Source organism: Ruegeria sp. R14_0 (genome assembly GCF_017743975.1).
Classification (GTDB): Bacteria; Pseudomonadota; Alphaproteobacteria; order Rhodobacterales; family Rhodobacteraceae; genus Ruegeria.
Genome location: NZ_JAGHRC010000002.1, coordinates 234,571 through 258,612 on the forward strand (window position 1 = coordinate 234,571; position 24,042 = coordinate 258,612).

General features: G+C 59.3%; 25 protein-coding genes. 15 read left to right on the plus strand and 10 right to left on the minus strand.

The window, feature by feature from the left end:
* Window positions 1-23: 23 nt before the first annotated feature.
* The 9 genes from J7416_RS07205 (at window position 24) to lpdA (ending at window position 10,444) form a co-directional block, all read left to right on the plus strand.
* The gene (locus J7416_RS07205; RefSeq protein ID WP_209224056.1) at window positions 24-872 is read left to right on the plus strand and encodes a putative nucleotide-diphospho-sugar transferase; all 849 of its coding nucleotides are present in this window, start codon (window positions 24-26) and stop codon (window positions 870-872) included.
* A 225-nt stretch (window positions 873-1,097) separates the two neighbouring features.
* Window positions 1,098-2,291 (plus strand): ADP-forming succinate--CoA ligase subunit beta, encoded by a 1,194-nt coding sequence (gene sucC / locus J7416_RS07210; RefSeq protein ID WP_209224057.1) that lies wholly within the window; start codon window positions 1,098-1,100, stop codon window positions 2,289-2,291.
* Between the two features lie 83 nt (window positions 2,292-2,374).
* Complete coding sequence (gene sucD, locus J7416_RS07215) at window positions 2,375-3,256, plus strand: succinate--CoA ligase subunit alpha (protein ID WP_209224058.1); 882 nt, start codon at window positions 2,375-2,377, stop codon at window positions 3,254-3,256.
* A gap of 41 nt (window positions 3,257-3,297) precedes the next feature.
* Window positions 3,298-3,840, plus strand: a complete 543-nt coding sequence (locus J7416_RS07220) for a DUF805 domain-containing protein (protein ID WP_209224059.1) — start codon at window positions 3,298-3,300, stop codon at window positions 3,838-3,840.
* On the plus strand, window positions 3,837-6,794 hold the full coding sequence (locus J7416_RS07225; RefSeq protein WP_209224060.1) for a 2-oxoglutarate dehydrogenase E1 component: 2,958 nt from the start codon (window positions 3,837-3,839) through the stop codon (window positions 6,792-6,794). Before J7416_RS07220 ends, J7416_RS07225 begins: the two co-directional genes overlap by 4 nt.
* Before the next feature lie 3 nt (window positions 6,795-6,797).
* A complete protein-coding gene (gene odhB / locus J7416_RS07230; RefSeq protein ID WP_209224061.1) occupies window positions 6,798-8,306 on the plus strand; it encodes a 2-oxoglutarate dehydrogenase complex dihydrolipoyllysine-residue succinyltransferase in 1,509 nt (502 codons plus the stop codon).
* A 2-nt stretch (window positions 8,307-8,308) separates the two neighbouring features.
* A complete protein-coding gene (locus J7416_RS07235) occupies window positions 8,309-8,578 on the plus strand; it encodes a hypothetical protein (RefSeq protein WP_209224062.1) in 270 nt (89 codons plus the stop codon).
* Window positions 8,575-8,985, plus strand: coding sequence for an MAPEG family protein (locus J7416_RS07240; RefSeq protein WP_209224063.1), 411 nt, complete (start codon window positions 8,575-8,577; stop codon window positions 8,983-8,985). The genes J7416_RS07235 and J7416_RS07240 overlap by 4 nt, the downstream gene beginning before the upstream one ends.
* Before the next feature lie 70 nt (window positions 8,986-9,055).
* The gene (gene lpdA / locus J7416_RS07245; protein ID WP_209224064.1) at window positions 9,056-10,444 is read left to right on the plus strand and encodes a dihydrolipoyl dehydrogenase; all 1,389 of its coding nucleotides are present in this window, start codon (window positions 9,056-9,058) and stop codon (window positions 10,442-10,444) included.
* A 20-nt stretch (window positions 10,445-10,464) separates the two neighbouring features.
* Here lpdA and J7416_RS07250 read toward each other — a convergent pair whose 3' ends face one another.
* The gene (locus tag J7416_RS07250) at window positions 10,465-11,043 is read right to left on the minus strand and encodes a TetR/AcrR family transcriptional regulator (RefSeq protein WP_209224065.1); all 579 of its coding nucleotides are present in this window, start codon (window positions 11,041-11,043) and stop codon (window positions 10,465-10,467) included.
* Between the two features lie 103 nt (window positions 11,044-11,146).
* Here J7416_RS07250 and J7416_RS07255 point away from each other — a divergent pair, with 103 nt between their 5' ends.
* Window positions 11,147-11,740, plus strand: a complete 594-nt coding sequence (locus tag J7416_RS07255) for an NAD(P)H-dependent oxidoreductase (protein WP_209224066.1) — start codon at window positions 11,147-11,149, stop codon at window positions 11,738-11,740.
* An 8-nt stretch (window positions 11,741-11,748) separates the two neighbouring features.
* Here J7416_RS07255 and J7416_RS07260 read toward each other — a convergent pair whose 3' ends face one another.
* The 4 genes from J7416_RS07260 to J7416_RS07275 are packed head-to-tail and all read right to left on the minus strand — an operon-like array spanning window position 11,749 to window position 14,654.
* On the minus strand, window positions 11,749-12,354 hold the full coding sequence (locus J7416_RS07260; protein WP_209224067.1) for a pyridoxamine 5'-phosphate oxidase family protein: 606 nt from the start codon (window positions 12,352-12,354) through the stop codon (window positions 11,749-11,751).
* Window positions 12,341-13,081: a lysophospholipid acyltransferase family protein gene (locus J7416_RS07265; protein ID WP_209224068.1), complete on the minus strand. Its 741-nt coding sequence runs from the start codon at window positions 13,079-13,081 to the stop codon at window positions 12,341-12,343. Before J7416_RS07265 ends, J7416_RS07260 begins: the two co-directional genes overlap by 14 nt.
* The gene (locus J7416_RS07270) at window positions 13,081-13,980 is read right to left on the minus strand and encodes an FtsX-like permease family protein (protein WP_209224069.1); all 900 of its coding nucleotides are present in this window, start codon (window positions 13,978-13,980) and stop codon (window positions 13,081-13,083) included. Before J7416_RS07270 ends, J7416_RS07265 begins: the two co-directional genes overlap by 1 nt.
* Window positions 13,977-14,654, minus strand: a complete 678-nt coding sequence (locus J7416_RS07275; RefSeq protein WP_170467143.1) for an ATP-binding cassette domain-containing protein — start codon at window positions 14,652-14,654, stop codon at window positions 13,977-13,979. Before J7416_RS07275 ends, J7416_RS07270 begins: the two co-directional genes overlap by 4 nt.
* Before the next feature lie 184 nt (window positions 14,655-14,838).
* On the opposite strand from J7416_RS07275, the gene J7416_RS07280 reads away from it, so the two are divergent.
* Complete coding sequence (locus J7416_RS07280) at window positions 14,839-15,573, plus strand: zinc-ribbon domain-containing protein (RefSeq protein ID WP_209224070.1); 735 nt, start codon at window positions 14,839-14,841, stop codon at window positions 15,571-15,573.
* A gap of 9 nt (window positions 15,574-15,582) precedes the next feature.
* Here the strand turns inward: J7416_RS07280 and J7416_RS07285 are convergent, their stop codons facing one another.
* From J7416_RS07285 to argH, 5 genes are all read right to left on the minus strand, one after another.
* Window positions 15,583-18,126: a TIGR02302 family protein gene (locus J7416_RS07285; RefSeq protein WP_348540249.1), complete on the minus strand. Its 2,544-nt coding sequence runs from the start codon at window positions 18,124-18,126 to the stop codon at window positions 15,583-15,585.
* 36 nt (window positions 18,127-18,162) lie between these two features.
* Complete coding sequence (lysA, locus tag J7416_RS07290; RefSeq protein ID WP_209224071.1) at window positions 18,163-19,428, minus strand: diaminopimelate decarboxylase; 1,266 nt, start codon at window positions 19,426-19,428, stop codon at window positions 18,163-18,165.
* Between the two features lie 65 nt (window positions 19,429-19,493).
* Window positions 19,494-19,643, minus strand: a complete 150-nt coding sequence (locus J7416_RS07295; protein ID WP_209224072.1) for a hypothetical protein — start codon at window positions 19,641-19,643, stop codon at window positions 19,494-19,496.
* A gap of 84 nt (window positions 19,644-19,727) precedes the next feature.
* Window positions 19,728-19,910, minus strand: coding sequence for an argininosuccinate lyase (locus J7416_RS07300; protein ID WP_209224073.1), 183 nt, complete (start codon window positions 19,908-19,910; stop codon window positions 19,728-19,730).
* Window positions 19,910-21,298 carry an argininosuccinate lyase gene (gene argH, locus J7416_RS07305; protein ID WP_209224074.1) on the minus strand — a complete coding sequence of 463 codons (1,389 nt, stop codon included), beginning with the start codon at window positions 21,296-21,298 and terminating at the stop codon, window positions 19,910-19,912. Before argH ends, J7416_RS07300 begins: the two co-directional genes overlap by 1 nt.
* A gap of 21 nt (window positions 21,299-21,319) precedes the next feature.
* Between argH and J7416_RS07310 the strand changes: the two genes are divergently transcribed.
* The 4 genes from J7416_RS07310 (at window position 21,320) to J7416_RS07325 (ending at window position 23,958) form a co-directional block, all read left to right on the plus strand.
* Window positions 21,320-21,886, plus strand: a complete 567-nt coding sequence (locus J7416_RS07310) for a TlpA disulfide reductase family protein (protein ID WP_209224075.1) — start codon at window positions 21,320-21,322, stop codon at window positions 21,884-21,886.
* Between the two features lie 327 nt (window positions 21,887-22,213).
* Window positions 22,214-22,543: a hypothetical protein gene (locus tag J7416_RS07315; protein ID WP_209224076.1), complete on the plus strand. Its 330-nt coding sequence runs from the start codon at window positions 22,214-22,216 to the stop codon at window positions 22,541-22,543.
* 60 nt (window positions 22,544-22,603) lie between these two features.
* On the plus strand, window positions 22,604-22,990 hold the full coding sequence (locus J7416_RS07320; protein ID WP_209224077.1) for a hypothetical protein: 387 nt from the start codon (window positions 22,604-22,606) through the stop codon (window positions 22,988-22,990).
* Entirely contained in the window at window positions 22,987-23,958 is a 972-nt protein-coding gene (locus J7416_RS07325; protein ID WP_209224078.1) for a sterol desaturase family protein, read from the plus strand. The genes J7416_RS07320 and J7416_RS07325 overlap by 4 nt, the downstream gene beginning before the upstream one ends.
* Window positions 23,959-24,042: the final 84 nt, after the last annotated feature.

Genomic DNA, 24,042 nt, shown 5'->3' on the forward strand with positions numbered 1-24,042 from the left:
GGGTTTTTTTGTGGGAGTTTGTCATGTCATCTCAGGGATTTGTCATAGCCGCCAGTGGCGACCAGTACATCGAAACTGCTGTGGCAGCGGCCGAGTCCCTCAAAGCTGCAATGCCAAATGAAGCAGTCGATTTGTTCACCGACGTTGAGGGCGTATTGGGGACTGAGGTCTTCGACCAAATACACATGCTGGACAAAAGCTGGTTCCGCCCAAAATTCGAAAGCCTTGTGCGGTCGCGGTTTGACAAGACTGTCTATCTGGATGCCGACGTACGCTGCCTCGCGGATATGTCAGACATCTTCACCGTCCTCGACCGGTTCGACATTGCCATGGTGCATGATCCCTTGCGCAATTCGCAGCATACTCGGCGCATCTGGAAAACACCGCTGCCCAATGCGTTCCCACACCTGAATGGCGGATTGGTGGGTATCCGTGCCTCGGACCAGGTGTTGGCCTTTCTGCGCGAGGTGCAGGACACGATAGTTGCGGAAGACCTGAAATCCGATCAGGCACTGATCCGCGAGAAACTGTTCGAGAGCGATCTGCGGTTGGCTGTTTTACCACCGGAATACAATTTCCTCGACTACCGGCAGGCCGAGATGTTCGGGTTCCTGCACAGCGCGCCTCGGCTGCTGCACCACTACAAGTTCCATAGCCGACACGACAAACGGCTGGACAGCGCTCGGTCCGTCGCAGGCCTCGTAGGGCCAGACCTGGAACGTCACCTAAACGACCTGATCCAGGCAGATGCACAACTGACACCGGGCACAACAAAGAAGGTGCGCCCACTGGTGGACAAGGGCATCCTGGGCAAGTTGCGCAAGCTCGTCATGAGCGTGAAAAAGGGAGTCGTTCGCCTGCGCCGCAGCTGAGTCCGGGTTTAGCGCTAGCTGAAAACATTGTTTATTCTAAAGGCCGTCGGCGGCAACGAATCAAATTTCAGCTTTACCTCCACATTTGTGATCACACCCCAAAAAACTGTGATCACAAATAATGAAAATCTTCGTGAAAAACTGCATCCCTGTCAAAAAAGCCTTTAAACTTGCCCCCTAGACACCCCTATAACGGTGTAATCGCAGTCAGACAGGACAGTTTCGATGAACATTCACGAATATCAGGCCAAAGCGCTTCTTCGTAGCTATGGCGCTCCGGTCTCCGAAGGACGCGCGGTTCTGCGCGCCGAGGAAGCCAAAACCGCAGCTGGTGAATTGGACGGCCCGCTTTGGGTTGTCAAAGCGCAAATCCACGCAGGTGGCCGCGGCAAAGGCTCGTTCAAAGAGGCCGACGCCGGTGAAAAAGGCGGCGTCCGTCTGACCAAGTCGGTGGAAGAAGCCGCCGAAGAAGCCAAAAAGATGCTGGGCCGCACACTGGTCACCCACCAGACCGGTCCCGCAGGCAAGCAGGTCAACCGCATCTACATCGAAGCTGGATCCGGCATCGAGCGTGAGCTGTACCTGGCCCTGCTGGTCGATCGCCAGACCAGCCGTATCTCGTTCGTCTGCTCGACCGAAGGCGGCATGGACATCGAAGAGGTGGCCGCCGCAACGCCCGAGAAAATCCTGTCCTTCTCGGTCGATCCCGCGACGGGCTATCAGCCCTATCATGGCCGCCGTATCGCCTTCTCGCTGGGCCTGGAAGGTGCGCAGGTCAAACAATGCGTTAAGCTGATGAGCCAGCTCTATGCAGCCTTCGTCGAGAAGGACATGGAGATGCTGGAGATCAACCCGCTGATCATTTCGGACAAGGGCGACCTCAAGGTGCTGGACGCCAAAGTCGGTTTCGACGGCAACGCGGTCTACCGTCACCCCGACATCGCCGAGCTGCGCGACACGACCGAGGAAGACCCCAAGGAACTGGAAGCCAGCAAATACGACCTGAACTACATCGCACTGGATGGTGAGATCGGCTGCATGGTCAACGGTGCCGGTCTGGCGATGGCGACGATGGACATCATCAAGCTGTACGGGGCTGAGCCTGCCAACTTCCTGGACGTTGGTGGTGGTGCCACCAAAGAGAAAGTGACCGAAGCGTTCAAGATCATCACCTCGGACCCGCAGGTCAAAGGCATTCTGGTCAACATCTTCGGCGGCATCATGCGCTGTGACGTCATCGCCGAGGGCGTCGTCGCCGCGGTGAAAGAGGTCGGCCTGCAGGTTCCGCTGGTCGTGCGTCTGGAAGGCACGAATGTCGAGAAAGGCAAAGAGATCATCAACACCTCTGGCCTGGACGTGATCGCGGCGGACAACCTGAAAGACGGTGCCGAGAAGATCGTGAAGGCCGTCAAAGGCTAATCCAATTCCGTGGGGTGGGTTTCGACCCGCCTTTCCGAAGAATTCTGGCAGGCTTTGGCCCGCCTAAAATAGGAGAACGCCAAATGGCAGTCCTCATCGACGAAAATACCAAAGTGATCTGTCAGGGCTTCACCGGCTCGCAGGGCACATTCCACTCTGAACAGGCCATCGCCTATGGCACCAAGATGGTCGGCGGCGTGACCCCCGGCAAAGGCGGGATGACCCATCTGGACCTGCCCGTGTTCAACTCGGTCCACGAAGCCAAGCACGTGACCGAAGCCAATGCCTCGGTGATCTACGTGCCACCGCCCTTTGCGGCTGACTCGATCCTCGAAGCGATTGATGCCGAGATGGAAGTAATTGTCTGCATCACCGAAGGCATCCCGGTTCTGGACATGATGAAGGTGAAGCGCGCGCTGGAAGGCTCGAACTCGCGCCTGATCGGCCCGAACTGCCCCGGTGTCATCACGCCGGATGCATGCAAGATCGGCATCATGCCCGGCCACATCCACAAGCGCGGCTCGGTCGGCGTTGTTTCACGCTCGGGCACTCTGACTTACGAGGCCGTAAAGCAGACCACCGATGTGGGTCTGGGCCAGTCCACCTGCGTGGGCATCGGCGGCGACCCGATCAAAGGCACCGAGCATATCGACGTGCTGGAATGGTTCCTGGCCGATGACGAGACCGAGTCGATCATCATGATCGGTGAGATCGGTGGCTCGGCCGAAGAAGAAGCCGCGCAATTCCTGGCGGATGAGGCCAAGAGGGGCCGCAAGAAGCCAACCGCAGGTTTCATCGCAGGCCGCACAGCCCCTCCGGGCCGCCGCATGGGCCACGCGGGCGCGATTGTCGCCGGCGGCAAAGGCGGTGCGGAGGACAAGATCGAAGCCATGCGCTCGGCCGGTATCGTCGTGGCCGAAAGCCCTGCCCAGCTGGGTGAGGCTGTGTTGGAAGCGATTGGCTGATATGGCGGCTTCGGCCGTCTAATCGGGGAGGAACGGAACACATGACCTTTGGTGAGGCTGTCAGAACGTGTTTCTCCAAATTCTTCACTTTTTCGGGCCGCGCCTCGCGGCCCGAATACTGGTTCTTTTTCCTGTTCATCGTGATCTGGAACATCATCGCCGGAATCATCGACTGGCAACTCTTCACGCAAGTCTCGGTCAGCCAAAGCGATGAGGTGAAATCCGTCACTGCAACGTCCTCGGCACCGGTGCAGAGCATCGTGGGCCTGATCGTGTTCATCCCGCATCTGGCCGTCGCGTGGCGGCGGATGCATGATACCGGGCGCAGCGGGCTGTTCGCCCTGTTGCCGATCCTTCTCATCCTCGGCGCCGGGGCGGTTCTGTTCTTTGGCATCGGCCTTGCCTCCAGTTTCCAGCACGGCGGCAATCTGGACATCCTGTTCACCCGCGCCACCCTGCTGATTGTCATTCCGACACTGCTTGTTCTTTTTGTGTCGCCCCTCCTGGTTCTTTGGTGGCTGACCCGCCCCAGCCAGCCAGGCACCAACCAATACGGTCCCAACCCAACAGAGGTAGCCCAATGACCGAACATACGCCTAACTCTGCCTTTCATGCCTCAAGCTTTATGCAGGGGCACAATGCGGAATATCTGGAGCAGCTTTATGCCCAGTACACCAAGGATCCGAATGCGGTAGATGCCGCCTGGGTCGAGTTCTTCCGGGCGATGGGCGACGCCACCCCGGATATCCAGCGCGAGGCTGAAGGGCCGTCCTGGGCACGGACCGACTGGCCTCCGATGCCGACGGATGATCTGACCGGTGCGTTGACGGGCGAATGGGCGGAAATCGATGCCAAGGCGGCTGGCAAAAAGATCAAGGACAAGGCCGAGGCCAAGGGCGTTCCGGTCAGTGAAGATCAGATCAAACGCGCCGTGCTGGACAGCCTGCGGGCGCTGATGCTGATCCGGGCTTATCGCATCCGGGGCCATCTGGCCGCCGATCTGGACCCGCTGGGCATGCGCGCGGCCAGCACCCACCCCGAGCTGGACCCCAAGACCTATGGCTTCACAGAGGGCGACATGGACCGCCCGATCTTTATCGACAACGTGTTGGGCCTGCAGATGGCCAGCATGCGCCAGATCGTCGAGATCGTGAAGCGGACATATTGTGGCACATTCGCGCTGCAATACATGCATATTTCGAACCCCGAAGAGGCCGCGTGGCTGAAGGAACGGATCGAGGGGTATGGCAAAGAGATTCAGTTCACCAAGGAAGGCCGAAAGGCGATCCTGAACAAGATGGTCGAGGCCGAAGGCTTCGAGAAGTTCTTGCATGTGAAATACATGGGCACCAAGCGGTTCGGTCTGGACGGCGGTGAGGCGCTGATCCCCGCGATGGAGCAAATCATCAAGCGCGGTGGCGCGTTGGGTGTCAGCGATATCGTGATCGGTATGCCGCACCGCGGTCGCCTCAACATCCTGGCCAACGTGATGCGCAAGCCGTATCGCGCCATCTTTAACGAGTTCCAGGGCGGTAGCTTCAAACCCGAAGATGTCGACGGGTCAGGCGACGTGAAATACCACCTCGGTGCTTCCAGCGACCGCGAATTTGATGGCAACTCGGTGCACCTGTCGCTGACGGCAAACCCCTCGCACCTCGAGGCGGTGAACCCGGTTGTTCTGGGCAAGGTTCGCGCCAAACAGGATCAGTTGGGCGACGAAAACCGCACCAGGGTCATGGGTATCCTGTTGCACGGCGACGCAGCCTTTGCCGGTCAGGGTGTTGTGGCCGAAGGCTTCGGCCTGTCCGGCCTCAAGGGTCACAAGACCGGCGGCACGATGCACATCGTGGTGAACAACCAGATTGGCTTCACCACCGCGCCGCACTTCTCGCGCTCGTCCCCATACCCGACTGATATCGCGCTGATGGTCGAAGCGCCGATTTTCCACGTGAACGGCGACGACCCTGAGGCCGTTGTCCACGCGGCCAAGGTCGCGACCGAGTTCCGCCAGAAGTTCCACAAGGACGTGGTCATCGACATCTTCTGCTACCGTCGGTTCGGGCATAACGAGGGCGACGAGCCCATGTTCACCAACCCGATCATGTACAAGAAGATCAAGACGCATAAGACCACGCTGTCTTTGTATACCGAGCGTCTGGTCAAGGATGGCCTGATCCCCGAGGGTGAGATCGAGGATATGAAAGCGGCCTTCCAGGCGCATCTGAATGATGAGTTCGAGGCCGGGAAGGACTACAAACCCAACAAGGCCGACTGGCTGGACGGGCGCTGGTCGCATCTGGACAAGAACAAAGAAGAATATGTCCGCGGCGAAACCGCAATCGCGCCCGAAACGCTGGCCGAGGTTGGGAAAGCGTTGACCCATGCCCCTGCGGATATTGCAGTCCACAAAACGGTGGCACGTCTGCTGGATCACAAGAAGCAGATGTTCGAAACCGGAACGGGATTTGATTGGGCAACGGGCGAGGCGCTGGCGTTTGGCTCGCTGCTGACCGAAGGGTTCCCCGTACGCCTGTCCGGTCAGGACGCAACCCGCGGGACGTTCAGCCAACGTCACTCGGGCTTCGTGCATCAGGAAACCGAAGAACGCTACTACCCGCTGAACAACATCCGTGAGGGCCAGTCGAAATACGAAGTGATCGACTCGATGCTGTCCGAATACGCGGTGTTGGGTTTTGAGTACGGCTATTCGCTGGCGGAACCCAACGCGCTGACGCTGTGGGAGGCGCAGTTTGGCGACTTTGCCAATGGCGCGCAGATCATGTTCGACCAGTTCATCAGCTCGGGCGAAAGCAAATGGCTGCGCATGTCCGGTCTGGTCACCCTGCTGCCGCACGGGTTCGAAGGGCAAGGCCCCGAACACTCGTCCGCGCGCCTGGAAAGGTTCCTGCAGATGTGTGGTCAGGATAACTGGATCGTGGCGAACTGCACCACGCCTGCGAACTATTTCCACATCCTGCGCCGTCAGCTGCACCGAACCTTCCGCAAGCCGCTGATCCTGGTGACACCCAAATCGCTGCTGCGCCACAAGCTGGCAGTCAGCAAGGCCGAGGAATTCACCACCGGTTCCAGCTTCCACCGCGTATTGTGGGACGATGCGCAGCAGGGAAATTCGGACACAAAGCTGGTCAAGGACGACAAGGTCAAGCGCGTGGTGATGTGTTCCGGCAAGGTCTACTACGACCTGCTGGAAGAACGCGATGCGCGCGGCATCGACGATGTCTACCTGATGCGGATCGAACAGTTCTATCCCTTCCCGGCGCATTCTCTGATCAATGAGCTTGAGCGCTTCAAGGGTGCCGAAATGATCTGGTGTCAGGAAGAGCCCAAGAATCAAGGCGCCTGGACCTTTATCGAGCCGAATATCGAATGGGTACTGACCCGCATCAAGGCCAAGCATACCCGGCCACGCTATGTTGGTCGCGCCACATCGGCCTCGCCCGCGACGGGTCTGGCCAGCCAACACAAAGCCCAACAAGAAGCGCTGGTGAACGAAGCGCTGAGCATTGAAGGAAAATAATCGATGTCCATTGAAGTTCGAGTTCCCACGCTTGGCGAATCGGTTACCGAAGCAACGGTTGCCACTTGGTTCAAGAAACCCGGCGACGCTGTGGCCGTGGATGAAATGCTGTGTGAGTTGGAGACCGACAAGGTCACCGTCGAAGTCCCTTCGCCCGCCGCTGGCGTAATGGGCGAAATCGTCGCCGCCGAGGGCGAAACTGTTGGTGTAGACGCATTGCTGGCTACGATCGTCGCAGGCGAAGGCGCGGCCCCCGCTCCGGCGGCGGCTCCGGCCCCTGCGGCGGCCGCTCCGGCGGCGTCGGGCGGCAGTGTTGACGTTATGGTGCCAACCTTGGGTGAATCCGTGACCGAAGCGACTGTTTCGACATGGTTCAAACAGGTCGGTGACAGCGTCGCGCAGGATGAGATGCTGTGCGAGCTGGAAACCGACAAAGTGTCGGTCGAGGTCCCCGCACCCGCAGCGGGCGTTCTGGCCGAAATCGTGGCCCCAGAAGGCGCGACCGTTGACGCCACCGCGAAACTGGCTGTGATCTCGGGTGCGGCAGCTGGGTCTGCTCCGGCTCCGGCGGCAGCAGCGACGGCCCCGGCAGCGGCCAGCACAGGCAAGGATATCGCCAACGCACCCTCGGCAGAAAAAGCCATGGCCGAAGCTGGCCTGTCCACCAATCAGGTCACCGGCACCGGTCGTGATGGCCGGATTATGAAGGAAGACGTGGCCCGCGCGGCTGCAACGGCAGCGGCCCCCGCACCGGCCCCAGCAGCACCTGCACCGGCACCGGCTCCGCGCGCGCCCGTGGCGGCAGCAGATGCCGGCCGCGAAGAACGCGTGCGTATGACCCGTTTGCGCCAGACCATTGCCAAGCGCCTGAAGGACGCGCAGAACACCGCCGCCATCCTGACCACCTTTAACGAGGTCGACATGACCGAGGTGATGGCCCTGCGCAATCAGTACAAGGACCAGTTCGAGAAGAAGCACGGCGTCCGTTTGGGCTTTATGTCCTTCTTCACCAAGGCCTGCTGCCACGCGCTGAAAGAAGTGCCTGAGGTGAATGCCGAGATTGACGGCACCGACATCGTCTACAAGAACTTCGTCCATATGGGCGTGGCCGCCGGTACGCCGCAGGGTCTTGTGGTTCCGGTCATCCGTGACGCCGACAGCATGTCCTTTGCTGCAATCGAAAAGGCCATCGCCGAAAAAGGCAAACGCGCCCGCGACGGCAAGCTGAGCATGGAAGAGATGCAGGGCGGCACCTTCACCATCTCAAACGGTGGTGTCTATGGCTCGTTGATGTCTTCGCCGATCCTGAACCCACCGCAATCGGGCATTCTGGGTATGCATAAGATCCAGGACCGCCCGATGGTCATCAATGGTGAGATCAAGATCCGCCCGATGATGTATCTGGCCCTGTCCTACGATCACCGGATCGTTGACGGCAAAGGCGCGGTGACCTTCCTTGTTCGCGTAAAAGAGGCGTTGGAAGACCCACGCCGCCTGCTGATGGATCTGTAATCATGGCAACCCATGTACTCTGGCAAGCTGACGTGGCCGACTTTGATGTCTGGTTGAAAGTGTTCGAAGAAGACAAACCGATGAGAGAGGCCGCGGGCATCCGCGACCTCCACATCTGGAAAGATCCTACACGCAAGGATCACGCGGTCGCGCTGTTCGAGATCACGGATCTGGAGCGGGCTCAGGACTTCATCGACTCGGAAGAACTGGCCATGCACCACGAACGCGGTGGCGTGGCCCATATCCAGACCAAGGTATTGTCTCCCGTATGACCCCGGAACTTACGGCCCTGACGCTTGCGGCATTGCTACAAGTTATTCAGTTCGCTCTGATGGCCGTTCCGGCCAATATCGAACTTGGGCCGGGCAAGACCATGTCCGCACGTGACAGGGTGCGTCTGGGCGGATCGCTAGAGGATCAATTGTCGGAAGGTACGGCGCGGCTTTATCGGGCCATGAACAACCATTTCGAAGGATTGATCCTGTTTGCGATTGCGGTCACTGTGGTGACTCTCTCGGATCAGGCGAGCGGCTTTACCGCAACCTGTGCATGGATCTACCTTACAGCCCGTGTGGTTTACATCCCTGCATATTATTACGGCTGGAAACCTTGGCGCAGTATCATCTGGTTTGCGGGTTTTCTGGCCACCACCTTCATTCTTTTGGCGGTGCTATTGTGATGCCGCCAGACTATAACTTGCACAGAGGTTCCTAGCCCTGTGAACGCCCGAACTCTCAAGGAGACCCTTCATGGCAAACTATGACGTTATCGTAATCGGATCCGGCCCCGGCGGCTATGTCTGCGCCATCCGCTGCGCTCAACTGGGCCTGAAGACCGCTTGTGTCGAAGGGCGCGAGACATTGGGGGGCACTTGCCTGAACGTGGGCTGTATCCCTTCCAAAGCGCTGCTGCACGCCTCACACCAACTGCACGAGGCCGAGCACAACTTTGCCAAAATGGGCCTGAAGGGCAAAAGCCCGTCGGTCGATTGGAAACAGATGCAGACCTATAAGCAGGAAACCATCGACGGGAACACCAAGGGGATCGAGTTCCTGTTCAAGAAAAACAAGATTGACTGGCTGAAAGGCTGGGGGTCGATCCCCGCCGCCGGTCAGGTCAAGGTGGGTGACGAGATTCACACCGCCAAGAACATCATCATTGCCTCGGGGTCCGAGCCGTCGGCGCTGCCTGGCGTAGAGGTAGATGAAAAGGTTGTCGTGACCTCGACCGGGGCTCTGTCGCTGAACAAGGTTCCGAAGAAAATGATCGTGATCGGCGCGGGTGTGATCGGGCTGGAACTGGGCTCGGTCTATCAACGTCTGGGTGCCGAGGTGACTGTGATCGAGTTCCTCGATGTGATTACCCCCGGTATGGACCCCGAGGTTCAGAAGACCTTCCAGCGTATCCTGAAAAAGCAAGGCCTGAACTTTGTCATGGGGGCCGCGGTTCAAAAGACCGAAGCCACTAAGACCAAAGCCAAGGTCACTTACAAGCTGCGTAAGGATGATAGTGAGCATGTGATCGAAGCCGACACCGTTCTGGTTGCCACGGGCCGCAAGCCGTTCTCGGACGGTCTGGGACTTGAGGCGCTTGGGGTCGAAATGACACCGCGCGGTCAGATCAAGGTGGGCTCGGACTGGCAGACCAACGTGCCGGGCATCTACGCCATCGGCGACGTGACCGAAGGCCCGATGCTGGCGCACAAGGCCGAAGACGAAGGCATGGCCGCCGCTGAACAGGTCGCGGGCAAGCATGGTCACGTCAACTATGGCGTCATCCCCGGCGTGATCTACACCTGGCCCGAAGTCGCCAATGTAGGCGAAACCGAAGAAACGCTGAAGGAACAGGGTCGCGCCTACAAGGTTGGAAAGTTCATGTTCATGGGCAACGGTCGCGCCAAAGCCAACCTGATGACAGACGGGTTTGTTAAAATCCTGGCGGACAAGGAAACCGATCGCATTCTGGGCTGCCACATCATTGGCCCAGCCGCTGGTGACCTGATCCACGAGGTTTGTGTCGCGATGGAATTCGGTGCCTCAGCCGAGGATCTGGCCCTGACCTGCCACGCGCACCCGACCTACTCCGAGGCCGTACGCGAGGCCGCTCTGGCTTGCGGTGACGGGCCGATTCACAGCTGACCAAGTAACCCCGGCGGCGATCACGTGGCCGGGGTTAACCACGCGTCCAGATAGATCTCCAATCTATCTGAAAAGCTCTCAGCCTCATGCAGAGCGCAAAACTTCAGAGACATTGACTGTATGGCGAATGCCTGAACACCTTCGGCAAGTAAGTCGGGGGAAATGTCTTTGCGCACCTTTGCGGTTTCCAGCCAACCGGCAACTAGCCTGACATAGCGCTCAAAACACTGCGCAATGGGCCCGATCTCGGTTATTGCTGCCGCCCCGGAATACCGAATGATCAGATCAAACACATAACGTTCCGACGTCATGAAAGAGTGGATGGGTTGCAACGCATAAGCTATCTCGGGGGCCGTGCGGGGGACGGGCCCCTGTTCCACCTGATCAAAGCACGCAACCAGCCTTTCACCGATCAGATGCTCCATCAGTGCATCTTTGTCCCGGAAATGGGCAAAGAAGGTTCCTTTGGCAACACCGGCGGCCTGAACCACATCTTCCACGCGCAAAGCCTGATATCCGTGTCTTTCAATCACGTCGTCCGCGGCTTCGATCAGCCGCGCCCGAGTTTTGAGTGTTCTCTTTTGAACTGTCTTTTGCATAAGCCCTGTTCGCATGTTTTTTGACCGTGGTCAAATTTTATTATTGACCGCGGTCATTTTTTGCCTCTATAAAGTGACCGTGGTCATTTTTTGGAGATTCACAATGCAACGAAAGAGAATTCTGATCCTCGACGGACACCCCGGTGAAACCAGCCTGTCACGCACGTTCGCCGAAACTTACGCCCAATCCGCCCAGCAAAAAGGGCATGAAGTTCGAATGATCCACCTCAGCGATCTGCAATTCGATCACGATTTCGGACAGGGCAACTATAACGAATACAAACCGCTGGAACCGGTCCTTGAAGACGTGTTGAACGACTTGGAATGGAGCGAACACCTGGTTCTAACCACACCCATGTGGTGGGGCGGTCTGCCTGCAAAGCTGAAAGGTCTGATTGACCGAGCCTTTATTCCGGGCCGCACCTTTGACACGCGGAACACGACCCGGATCGGATTCCCATCACCAATGCTGACGGGCCGTACAGCGCGGGTCATCCTGACGTCAGACACTCCCGGTTGGTTCATGCGCCTGATCTACAGACAGGCCATGATCCGTCAGGTCCGCGATCAGATTCTGGGTTTCGTTGGGTTCAAACCCACCAAGTTCACCTATTTTGCAGGCGCCAGCGATCCAAAGCCCGGCAACGTGGATCGGTGGATATCTAAGGTGCAGCAGATCGGCGCTCAGGCAGCTTGATCCAGTGCCTACCACATCGTCTTCGCGGCGCGCGCACCCCATTCCTGATCATAAAGCGCGCCGCCCTCTTCCCCGTTGGACATTTCGGCCAGGATCTCGCCCGCTGTGGGCAGATCCGTGCCTTCGTTATCAGAGGTCCAAGTCCTTGCCCGCATCAAGGCACGGGCGCATTGGGTGTAGATTTCGACAATTTCGATAACGATCACCGTCGCCGGCTTTTTGCCGTGCTTTTCGAATTGCCCGCGCAAGCCTTGATCATCGGTGACATGGGCCCTGCCATTCAACCGGACGACGTTATTCGACCCGGGCACAATGAACATCAGAGACACCCGCGGATCGCGCACGATATTACGCAACGAATCCAGCCGGTTGTTGCCGCGCCAGTCCGGCATTGCCAGCCTATGCGGGTCAAGCTCAAGCACCACGGGGCCGTCATCACCGCGCGGGCTGCCATCGACGCCTTCGGGACCAACGGTGCTGAGGATGCACAGGCGCGAGGCCATGATCCATTTGCGATAGAGCGGCGTCAGATGCTGCGCCACCTTGCGCAGCGAAGGCGCGCCGGGCGTGCCATACAGCGCCTCAAGCGCTTCGATATCTTTAATGAACTGCATCCGGATCAAACCCCACTTCGCGCATCAATGCGTCGGATCGCGTTTCGATCACCTCTTCAAGACGACCGAGGAAGGCGGTCTTTTCAACACCCGGCTCGATCGGATCAAGGAAATCCACGATGGCCAAACCCGGTTTTCGCATAACACCAGTGCGCGGCCAGAACACCCCGGCATTGGTCGCCACCGGTACGCAAGGGAACCCCAGCCCTTCGTAGAGAACCGCGGTGCCAACTTTGTACGGTCTCTGCACCCCGGGCGCGACGCGGGTGCCTTGTGGGTAGATCACCAGCTGGCCAGGTTCCGAGAACTCCTTGGCGACGTCCTTGACCATTTTGGCGACGGCCACACCCTTTTTCCCACGATCAACCGGAATACACCCAAGGCGGCGCGCATAAAGGCCAATGATCGGTGTCCACAGAAGCTCTTTCTTCATAATGAACTTACCATGCGGCACCGCGTTGAAGATCATCATGATATCAAGGAAAGACTGGTGCTTGGCACCTATTACAACCTCGTCCACGGGCACGTTGCCGCGCACCTCACACCGAATGCCAACCATCCAACTGGCCATCCACATCGTACTGCGCGCATAGGTTTTACAGGCCTGCAGCGCACCGCGCTTTGTGAACAGCGCATAAGGTGCAAACACGATGCCAAGGATCAGCATCCATGTGTAAATCACGATCATGAAGATCAAAGAGCGTATCCATTGGATCGCTGTAGCCATCAGGAAAGCTCCTTTAGTTTTCGCACAGCGGCTGTCCAGGTGGCCAGAAACGCCACCGCAGCCCCCAATAGCGGTATCAACGCAGGCAGAAGCCAGCCAAACCCCTGAAATCCCAACCCGGTCAAAAAACCGCCTTCTTGCGAGGCTTCGGGCAATAGCAGAACACCGGTCATGCCAAACAACACCCCTACCAGCGCACCGAAGAACGCGCGGTATGTGAACCGACGCACGAAGGCGCGGGCGATAAAGCTGTCGCGGGCACCCACCAGGCGCAAAACCTCGATGATCTGCGCATTGGCGGCCAATGATGCATTGGCCGCCAGTGTGATCATGGCAGCTGTTGCGCCACCGATCAGAAGGATGGACACCCAGCCCAACCGCCGCAGAGAGTTCGCGGCCTCGACCAGCGGTTTGCGCCAGCGTGAATGATCGTCCAGAACAGCGCCGGGGACCTCTGCCCCCAGCCGCAGGCGCAATCCGGCAGCGTCCAGACCCGGCTCGCCCTCGATGATCTCAATCAGCTGAGGGATCGGCAGTGTATCCAGCGGCAGGTCAGAACCAAACCACGGTGACAAAAGGGCGACCTGTTCTTCGGCGCTCAGCGCACGGGCGGACGCAACGCCCGGCGTCTGCGACAGCACAGTCAGCGCAGCTTCGGTCTGGGCAGCAAGCTGTTCCGAAGGCGCGTTGATGCGCAACGTCGCGGCCCCGGCCAATTCCGAGGCCCAGCGATCCGCCAATCGACCGGACGCCAGCGACAACGCCAGCGCGAAAACGGCCAGAAAGCCCATTGCGCCAGAAACGAACAGGGTCAGTTGCGCTGTGTAGCCTGATGGCGGAACGACCCGGTCGGCGCGCTTGTCCCGCGCCAGCAAGCTGCGAATGGTGCCCTTGCTCATAAGTCTGCTCCTGCCAGCTGAATCTGACGCTGCGAAATCCTGAGAACACGCGCCTGCACCTGACTTTTGGTCGCACGGATCAGGCTCAGGTCATGGGTCGCGATCAGCACGGTTTTGCCCATCTTGTTCAGTTCGACCAGCAGCCGCATCAATCTCTGCGACATTTCCCAATCCACGTTTCCGGTCGGCTCATCTGCCAGCACCACGTCCGGTGACAGGATCACCGCCCGCGCCAGCGCCGCGCGCTGACGTTCCCCGCCCGACAACTCGGGCGGAAGCGCATCCAGGCGTGAACCCAGGCCGACCCAATTGAGCAGTTCGAACAGATCCTCTTTCTGGGCGTTCTCGCCTTTGCCGGAAACCATCAGCGGCAAAGCCACGTTTTCCGACAGGGTCATATGGTCCAGAAAGCGGCAATCCTGATGCACGACCCCGATCCGCCGCCGCAGCAGCGCCATCTGGTCCCGGTCGAGTCGCGAAACATCCTGCTCGAATGCGCTTAATCGTCCCGAAGTTGGCAACAATGCGCCGTAGCACAGTTTCAACAGCGTGGTCTTGCCCGCGCCCGACGGGCCGGTCAGAAAATGGAACGACCCAGGCTGTAACTGAAGCGATACATCGCTCAGCAATTCACCATCACCATAGGTGTAGCTGACGTTTTCCAGCTCGATCACAAGGGCCCCCGTTTCGTGTCGCCGCCCTTCTTGCCCGAGCGCGGTTGTGGTTTCAATGCCTGTACCGGGTCGAATTGGTGACACTTACCGTAGGAAACCGAAAACACCCTTTGCGGTCAGGTCTTAACGGAATATCATCCCTGAAAAAACTATTATCAGGTCGGCGCCCCGACCGGGAGGCAGCATGCGTCTTACTTGTCCGAATTGTGGTGCTCAGTACGAGGTACCAGACGAGGTCATCCCCGAGGAAGGCCGCGATGTGCAGTGCTCCAACTGCGAGAAGACCTGGTTCCAACCCAAGCACCCGGAAACGGCGGCCGAGCCTGCCAAGGCTGCACCGGCGCCCGCCGCACGCGAGCCGGAAAAGGCAGAAGCGCCTGCGCCCGCAGAAAAGCCTGCCGAAGCGCCAAAGCCAGCCGCCGAACCGGCAGAGGCGGCATCAACTGGAAATGTCGATCCGGCTGTTGCAAGTATCCTGAAACAGGAAGCCGCCCGCGAGGCCGAATTGCGCGCGCAGGAAGGTGGCAGCATTGAGACACAGACAGATCTTGCCTTGGATGAGCCGCCCGAGCCGGAAAAGGCCGCCAAGGACTTGATCGCGACCGAAACCGCCAAAGATTCGGGCCAGAATGACGCGCTGCCGGATGTTGAGACCATCAATTCCAGCCTGCGCAGCGAAGACCCTCTGCCCAAACTGGACGAAGAGACGCCGCCGCCCCGCAAATCCGGCGGCTTCCGCCGCGGGTTCATCCTGATCCTTATTATTGGTGTGATCCTGCTGCTGATCTACAGCAACTCGCAACGGATTTCCGAAGCCGTTCCGCAGGCTGACCCTGTTCTGAACAGCTATGTCTCGCTGGTTGATCAGGCCCGCGTTTGGCTTGAGGCACAGACGGGCACAGCATCATCCCAGAACTAAGAAGACCAATCAGAACCGTTCTAGCAGGCGTTTAAGGTATTCCAGCTCGATCTGCGGGCGATCCGTCTCGCCGGTCCGGCGGCGGATCTCGTCCAGCAGTTCGCGCGCACGGCGATAGACATCCTCGCCCTGTAGCAGGTTCTCGTCCGTCGAGATCGTTCCATTCGCCCCTGGGCTGCGGCCCAGCGGATCCCGGTTGTTGGCCTGCATGTCGCCCTCTTGCGCGCCCTGCCCCGGCTGGTTCTGCTGGTTTTGCGCCAGCGCTTCGCCCAAGGACCGCATGCCTTCGCGCAGGGCTTCCATCGCTTCGGACTGACGATCGATGGCTTCGGCCAGATCATCGCTGCGCAGCGCCTCTTCGGCACCCTCCATCGCGCGCCCGGCACGGTCCAGCGCATCGCGCGCGGCATCACCTTCGGGCGTACCGGCCCCCGGCAGACCCTGTTGCTGGCGGTTCAGCTCGTCGCGCAAGGCCTGCTGGCGATCCGCCAGTGATCCCTGACCCTGCTGCCCGGCACCGTCTTCGGCCCCTTGCTGCCCCTGACCGCCTTGGCCTTCATGGCTTTGACCACGGCCCTGGCCGCCCGAGCGGCCCTCGTTGCCCTGGTTTTCTCCGGCCTGTGCGCCGGGGTTGAACTGTTCCTGCAGGTCGCGGAACGCCTGATCGCTCAGGCCCTGCTGTTCGCGCAGTGTTTCCGCCAGACCTTCCATCGCCTGCTGGCCTTCGGATTGCTGGCCTTGTCCCTGGCCTTGCGTCACACGCATGTTTTCCATCATGCGCTGGAATTCTTCCAACGCCTGCTGCGCCTCGGCCATGCGGCCCTGTTCCATCAGTTCCTGAATGCGGTCCATCATGCGCTGCAGGTCATCCTGCGTCATCTGCATGGTCTCGCCGTTTTGCCCTTGCTGGTTCTGGTCAAACTCACCGTTTTCCTGTGCCAGTCGCTGCAACTGGCGCATGTAATCCTCGGTCGCCTCGCGCAGTTCCTGCATCAGTTCGGCGATCTCTTCGTCGCTTGCTCCGTTCTGCATGGCTTCGGTCAGGCGCTCTTGCGCACGGCGCATACGTTCCAGCGCATCGGCAAGCGTTCCGTCTTCGATCAGAAGCCCAAGCTCCCAAAGGGCTTCGGCGATTTCGGCTTGCTGGTCCGGTTTCAGACCATATTCGTTGAACGTCTCCAGCCGCCGCAGGATGACGCGAAGGCGCAAATAGGCGGTGTCGGACCGGAACAGGTCTTCGGGCAGGTGCGACACCGCCCGCAGCATCTGTGCCACGCGGGTTGCGTTGTCGCGCGTCCACAGCAAATCGCGGCGCTGTTCGATCACGGCGGCGGCAAGCGGGTCAAAGAACCGACGCGCGGGCAAAGCAGTCATAAAGGGTTCGGACTGCCCCTCCTGTTCCGCTGCATCACGGGCCATCAGCGTGATTTTGACCGGCAGATGTGCCCATGGATGCTGAGAGAAGTCTTCGATCAGATCCTCGGTAAATTCACCCCGGTCGCCCGCGATAGGCATGGGCAACTCTACCTGAATGACCTCACGCGGTTCAGGGACGGCAGACAGACCATACCGACGATCGACCGAAGCCAGATCCAGTTCGATTACAGCCGACCCGGATACAACGCCATAGTCATCACTGGCGGCAAAAGGCAGTTTCATCTGCCCGCCAGCCTCGGATTCCGCTGCGCCATCAACGCCAATCAGAGGTGGCGTATCCGCCACGATGTTCAGTGCCCAGGAACGACCTGACGGGCCGTCAATGGTCAACTCGCCGGGCCGTTGTACGACGAAATCCTGTTCAGGTTCAGTCGCGGCTTCTTTTCCCAAAGGTGTTGTCGTTTCCGTCAGTCTGTGCGCGCCGACTTCGCCATAAAACCTCAGCGTAATGCGGCTGCCTTGCGGCACGGTCAACGTCGGGTCAGCTTGGTCCGCCAGATACAGCGTCGGAAGTCCGGTGTAGCGCGGCGGCTCGACCCAGCCCTCCCAGCTTGGTCCTTGCCCGGCCACGGCGGCGCCCGGCGTCATTTCGGTCACCGATCCGATCCGCCAGAACGAACCAAACAGCGCGGCAATGACAAGTGCCAGCAATGCCGAATAGCGCAGAGCATATGGGTCGCGGTCGGCCAATCGCAAATCGGGTTTGACGGGCTCTGCCTGCGCAACACGCTGCGACATTCGGTTTTGGTGCGCGTGCCACAAAGCGACAGAGTCGGAATCCGCCGCCCCAATTGCCTGATCATCCATCAAAGCCTGAATCGGGCGACCCGGCAGGGCCTCATCCAAGCGCATCAGTGCTTCGGCGCGGGTCGGAAAATGGAATCGCCTTACCCCAAGGATCAGAGTCGCAAGCAGGCCCAACAAAGCCACTGCGCCCGTGGCCCAGACGATTTCAACGCGCACTTCATCCTGCAGGCCCAGCATCAAAGCGGCCAAAATAGCCATCAAAACCGAGAAAAACGGCCAAAACGCGCGCATAACCCGTTCGGCCAGCATCCCTGCATGCGTTAGCCACAGGGACAGTTTCGGGATCGGCAGGGTCTGTCTTGCGGTCAAGGCGGGCCTCCAGATCGGGCCCGCGCGCCTATCGCGTCAAAGCCACGTGGGTATGGTATCGCGGTTTATGATTTCGTCAAAGCTTGGCCGTTCACGAATAACTGCAAATTGATCCCCATGCACCAGAACCTCGGGGATCAGGGGGCGCGTGTTGTATTCGCTGGCCATCACAGCACCGTAGGCACCCGCACTGCGGAACGCGACCAGATCGCCCGGCTCAAGCGGCGGCATATTGCGTTCCTTGGCAAAGGTATCGCCACTTTCGCAGACCGGACCAACAATGTCATAAGGACGCTGTTCGACACCTGGCACCGGCTCCTGCACCGCCACGATATCGTGATGCGCCTCATACATCGCGGGACGGATCAGGTCGTTCATGGCCCCGTCGAGGATCAGGAAATCGCGCCCCTCACCGGATTTCACATAGATCACCTTGGTCACCATCAAACCGGCATTTCCGGCGATCAGACGACCCGGTTCGATCTCGATCTCACACTCCAGATGACCAAGCGTTTTCTTGACCAGTGCGCCGTATTCCACCGGCAGCGGCGGCGCATCGTTCGAGCGGGTGTAAGGAATGCCTAAACCTCCGCCCAGATCGAGGCGGCGGATATTGTGGCCCTCGGCGCGTAGTTTTTGGGTCAGCTCTGCGACTTTGGCGTAGGCCAGCTCGAACGGCTCCAACTCGGTCAGTTGCGAGCCGATATGCACGTCGATCCCGATCACCTCCAGACCCGGCAGGCTGGCCGCGTGGGCATAGACTTCGGACGCGCGCGCAATCGGTATACCGAACTTGTTTTCGGATTTGCCGGTCGCAATCTTGGCGTGGGTCTTGGCGTCCACATCCGGGTTCACACGAACGGTGATCGGCGCGACCACGCCCAGTTCCAGCGCGATTGCGTTGATCACGTCCATCTCGGGCTCGGATTCAACGTTGAACTGGCGGATACCTCCGGTCAACGCGGCGCGAATCTCATCTGCCGTTTTGCCGACGCCCGAGAAGACGATCTTGTCGCCCGGCACGCCCGCGGCCTTGGCGCGCAGGTATTCCCCGCCCGAAACCACATCCATACCCGCACCGGCCTGTGCCAGCGTCTTTAGAATCGCCTGATTGCTGGCCGCTTTCATCGCATAGCAGACAAGATGATCGGTGCCTGCAAGTGCGTCATCAAACAGCTGGAAATGCCGCAGCAGGGTTGCGGTGGAATAGACATAGAACGGGGTTCCGACCGCGGCTGCGATTTCGGAGATCGGGACATCCTCGGCGTAAAGCGCGCCGTCGCGGTAGAGAAAGTGATCCATGACAGCGCGCTTAGACCAAAAGGCCCCTGCGGATCAATGGATTCCGCGTCGCCTGCGGCATTGCGCTAGTTGGATGTTGAAACACCAACCCGGCCATAGCCGGAAATCTTGATACCAGACCCGCTTGAGGTATCCGCCGGTTCCGGGCGCGGTTGGTACGTCGGATCGCAGGCTGCCAGAACGGCAAGAGATAGGATCAGGCCGAAAATTCTCATGTCTTTGTCTTCTTTTTGGGTTTGGCACTTGGCCGTTGTTGCCATGCAAATGGGCATGACTGCTCGAGATTGCAATCGGCGCGATTACAGCCCCAGAAATACACCTAGCCCGCCGCGTTGCAGGCCCACACCGACGCCGCCATAGGTACCGCTGCTTCCGACGCCGATATTGGCGCTCATCGACGGTTGGATGGGTTCACCATCCGCTCCGCATCCGGCCAGGAAAATCCCGACCGAGATCACAACAACCGCACGTAATATCCGCATCACACCAGCGCCTTCCACCGCTTGACCTGGGCACGGACCTGATCGGGGGCCGTGCCGCCATAGGATTGGCGCGAGTTTACCGAATTTTGCACGGTAAGGACAGAATAGACATCATCGGTGATGTCGGAATGGACCGATTGCATGTCTTCCAGAGTCAGATCCGGCAGATCGCAGCCCTTGTTTTCGGCCATCGCCACCAATGATCCGGTCACGTGGTGCGCATCACGGAAGGGCAAGCCCAGCACGCGCACCAGCCAGTCGGCCAGATCTGTCGCCGTCGAAAAACCTGATCCCGCAGCAGCGGCCAGGCTCTCGCGGTTGGCGGTCATATCCTTGACCATCCCTTCCATGGCGGCCAGTGCCAGCATCCAGTTGTCGGCGGCGTCAAAGACCTGTTCCTTGTCTTCCTGCATATCCTTGGAATAGGCCAGCGGCAGACCCTTCATCACCATCATAAGCGCGGTATTAGCGCCATAGATGCGGCCCACCTTGGCGCGGATCAGCTCTGCCGCGTCTGGGTTTTTCTTCTGCGGCATAATCGATGAGCCGGTCGAGAAGCGGTCGGACAACGTCACAAACCGAAACTGGGCCGAGGACCAGATCACGAGTTCTTCAGCAAAGCGCGACAGATGAACGGCGCAAATCGAGGCGGTCGACAGGAACTCCAGCGCGAAATCCCGGTCGCTGACCGCATCCAGAGAGTTCGCGGCGGGGCGGTCAAAGCCCAGCGCTTCGGCTGTCATCTGGCGATCGATTGGGAAAGAGGTCCCAGCCAGCGCGGCGGCCCCCAATGGGGATTCGTTCATCCGGGCACGCGCATCGCGAACGCGGCTCAGGTCGCGGCCAAACATCTCGACATAGGCCATCATGTGGTGGCCCCAAGTCACAGGCTGCGCGGTCTGCAAATGGGTAAAGCCCGGCATGACCCAATCGGCTCCAGCTTCGGCCTGCGCCAATAGCGCCTGGATCAGGGCCAGCAGGCCGGATTCCGCCGCATCCAATTGGTCGCGAACCCAAAGTTTGAAATCCGTTGCCACCTGATCATTGCGCGAACGACCAGTGTGCAAACGGCCTGCGGGCTCTCCGATCACCTCTTTCAGCCGCGCTTCGACATTCATGTGGATGTCTTCCAGCGCAGTCGAGAACTGAAACTCTCCGTTCTGGATTTCTGACAAAACAGTGAGCAGCCCTTCCCGAATAGCTTCCGCATCACTATCACTTATGACGCCTGTAGCGGCCAACATGGCGGCATGGGCGCGCGAGCCTGCGATGTCCTGGGCTGCCATCCGCTGATCGAACCCGATCGAGGCGTTGATTGCCTCCATGATCGCGTCTGGACCGGCGGCAAAGCGGCCGCCCCACATCTGGTTCGAAGATTGATCGGTCATGTAAGAAAACCCGGAGTTGATATGCGCCTATTTCGTCTGATCCCCCTTTATATGGCCCTTGCGCTGGGTGCAAACGCGGCTTTGGCCACGGATGCCGAAACTCTGGCCCCACTGCGGGACGGCACACTGAAACGGCTGATCCTGCACAAAGAACCCAAGCCCGTCGAAGCGGTAGAATTCCAGCTTGAGGATGACGGTGGCACCAGTTCGCTTGAGGACTACAAGGGCAAGTATGTCCTGCTGAACTTCTGGGCCACGTGGTGCGCGCCGTGTCGCAAGGAAATGCCCCAGATCGCCGAGCTGCAGGAAGAGTTCGGGGGCGACAAGTTCGAGGTCCTGACACTTGCCACGGGCCGCAACTCACCTGCCGGAATTAAGAAGTTCTTCGAAGAGAACGGCATCGAAAACCTGCCCCGTCATCAGGATCCCAGATCGGCTGTTGCCCGTGAAATGGGCGTGCTCGCCCTGCCTATCACGGTCATATTGGACCCCGACGGCAATGAGATCGCCCGCTTGATTGGCGATGCAGAATGGAATTCGGACAGTGCCAAGGCGATCGTGTCCACGCTGGTGGGCGCCGAAAGCTGAGAACACGTAGAATACTTCGAAGCGTGATGTCCTCCTGGGATTGTAACCAGGAGGATTTTTCATGAATCGCTTGTACCTTGTGACCGTGCTGACCAGTTTTGCTTTGCTCGCTACCGGAGCTGCGGGGGCAAAAGGCGTTTCCCGAAGACTGCCTGAAAGAGTCGATTGAAGGAAATCAGGTGAAGTTCACTCGAAACAAGGGCAAAGGCGATTCTATCAACTATACGGTTGCCGAATAGAGAACCGGCGCTGCATCGCAAATTGTGCTAAGGTGAAACCGGCCCCAGCGGGCCGGTTTTCTTTGCAACTGTTGGAAGGGAGGTGGCGATGAAACCGGTAGTTCTGTTGATAGGGAAATTGCCAAATGTGATCGGAGATGTCGCGCGGCAGCTGGATCACCTGCCCATCCAGTGGCTTGGAGCGCATGATCCGGATGAGGTCAGGCAGCAGCTGGAAGAAGAGCCGCGTATATCATGTGCCATTATGGGTGCCGGGCTCGATGACAGAATACGCGGCGAAATGGTGGGTATCATCGCGGCGCGCAGACCGGACATCTGCATCCATCTCAAGGACCGCAGTTCGGGACCGGACGGGCTGGTTCCTTTTGTCCAGCGCGTGGTGCAGTCGGAAATTCTGGACAGTCTGGAGAATAGCTGACGCCACGCCACCTTTGACAGCCTGCCCGCTGCTTTGCACTCTGCCAGGCGGGAGGACGGAATGCCGCTGGATATTCTACTGGTTCTGGTGGTCGGAGGGATCGCTGGGATAACGCTATTGCTGCACCTGACGGGAAAATCCCGCTTGTGCGTGCTGACGCCGGATGTCGCGCGGTCGGAATGGCTGCGGCATGCGCCCGATGACACGGTAGTCGATGTCACCGTCGCCCGTGATGCGCATGCAGCGCTGATCCGCACTGATAACGGGTCCGGGCTACTATGGTCTTTCGGCGCAGATACGGTCGCCCGCCCCCTGCTGGACTTTGACCTGGTGGAACACCCGCGAGGGCTTGAGGTCCAGTTCCACGACTTTGGCACCCCCAAAGCCATCATCCACCTTGATGACCTTGAACGCCGCCACTGGCAGCACCTGATGGAGCCGGCATGACCGACCAAGTGACTTTCCCGGACGCCGTGCAATGGGCCGTCCCCTTCTTCATCGCCGCCATTCTGGCCGAATTCCTGTGGATCGCCGTCAAAGGGCGCGGCGGGCGGTACGAGACACGCGATGCCGTGACCTCTTTGATCATGGGGGCAGGCAATATCGCGTCGGGTTTCCTGCTGGGATTCATCGCATATGCGTTTTTCATGTGGCTGTGGCAGATCACGCCTCTGAACCTTGGCACCTCAATCCCCGTCATCATCCTGTGCTTTGTGCTGGACGATTTCCGCTATTATTGGGTGCACCGATTTGGCCACCGCATCCGCTGGGTCTGGGCCAGCCATGTGAACCACCACAGTTCGCAGCACTACAACCTGACGACCGCGCTGCGGCAGACCTGGACCTATACGTTCACCTTTATGATGGTCGTGCGCGCGCCGCTGATCCTGTTGGGCTTTCACCCGGCAATGGTGCTGTTTGTGGGCGGTCTGAACCTGATCTATCAGTTCTGGATCCATACTGAGGCCATCGGCAAAATGCCGCGCTGGTTCGAGGCGGTGATGAACACCCCCAGCCACCACCGCGCGCACCATGGACGCAATGCACGGTATCTGGATTGCAACTATGCTGGCGTCTTCATCATCTGGGACAAACTGTTCGGAACCTTCGTACCGGAACAGGAAGATGACCGGGTCGACTATGGCCTCGTGCACAATATTGGCACGTTCAACCCACTGCGCGTGGCGTTTCATGAATGGGTCGGCATTTGGAGGGACGCGACACAACCCGGTCTGACCCTGCGCCAACGACTGGCCTATTGCTTTGCCCCTCCGGGCTATAGCCACGACGGCAGTCGGGACAACTCCGACCAGATCAAAGCCAAGCATCTGGCGCGCCACCCTGAAGATCGCGGAACGCCCGGATTTGAGCATTTCGAGGCCAATCAGCCCAATACGCAGGCAAAACAGGCCTGATCCCGCCGACCTGACTGGTCCGATTCTTGAACTTCGGCCATGGCGCCCCATATGCAGGCGATGTGCAGCGTATGAGTAGCCGGA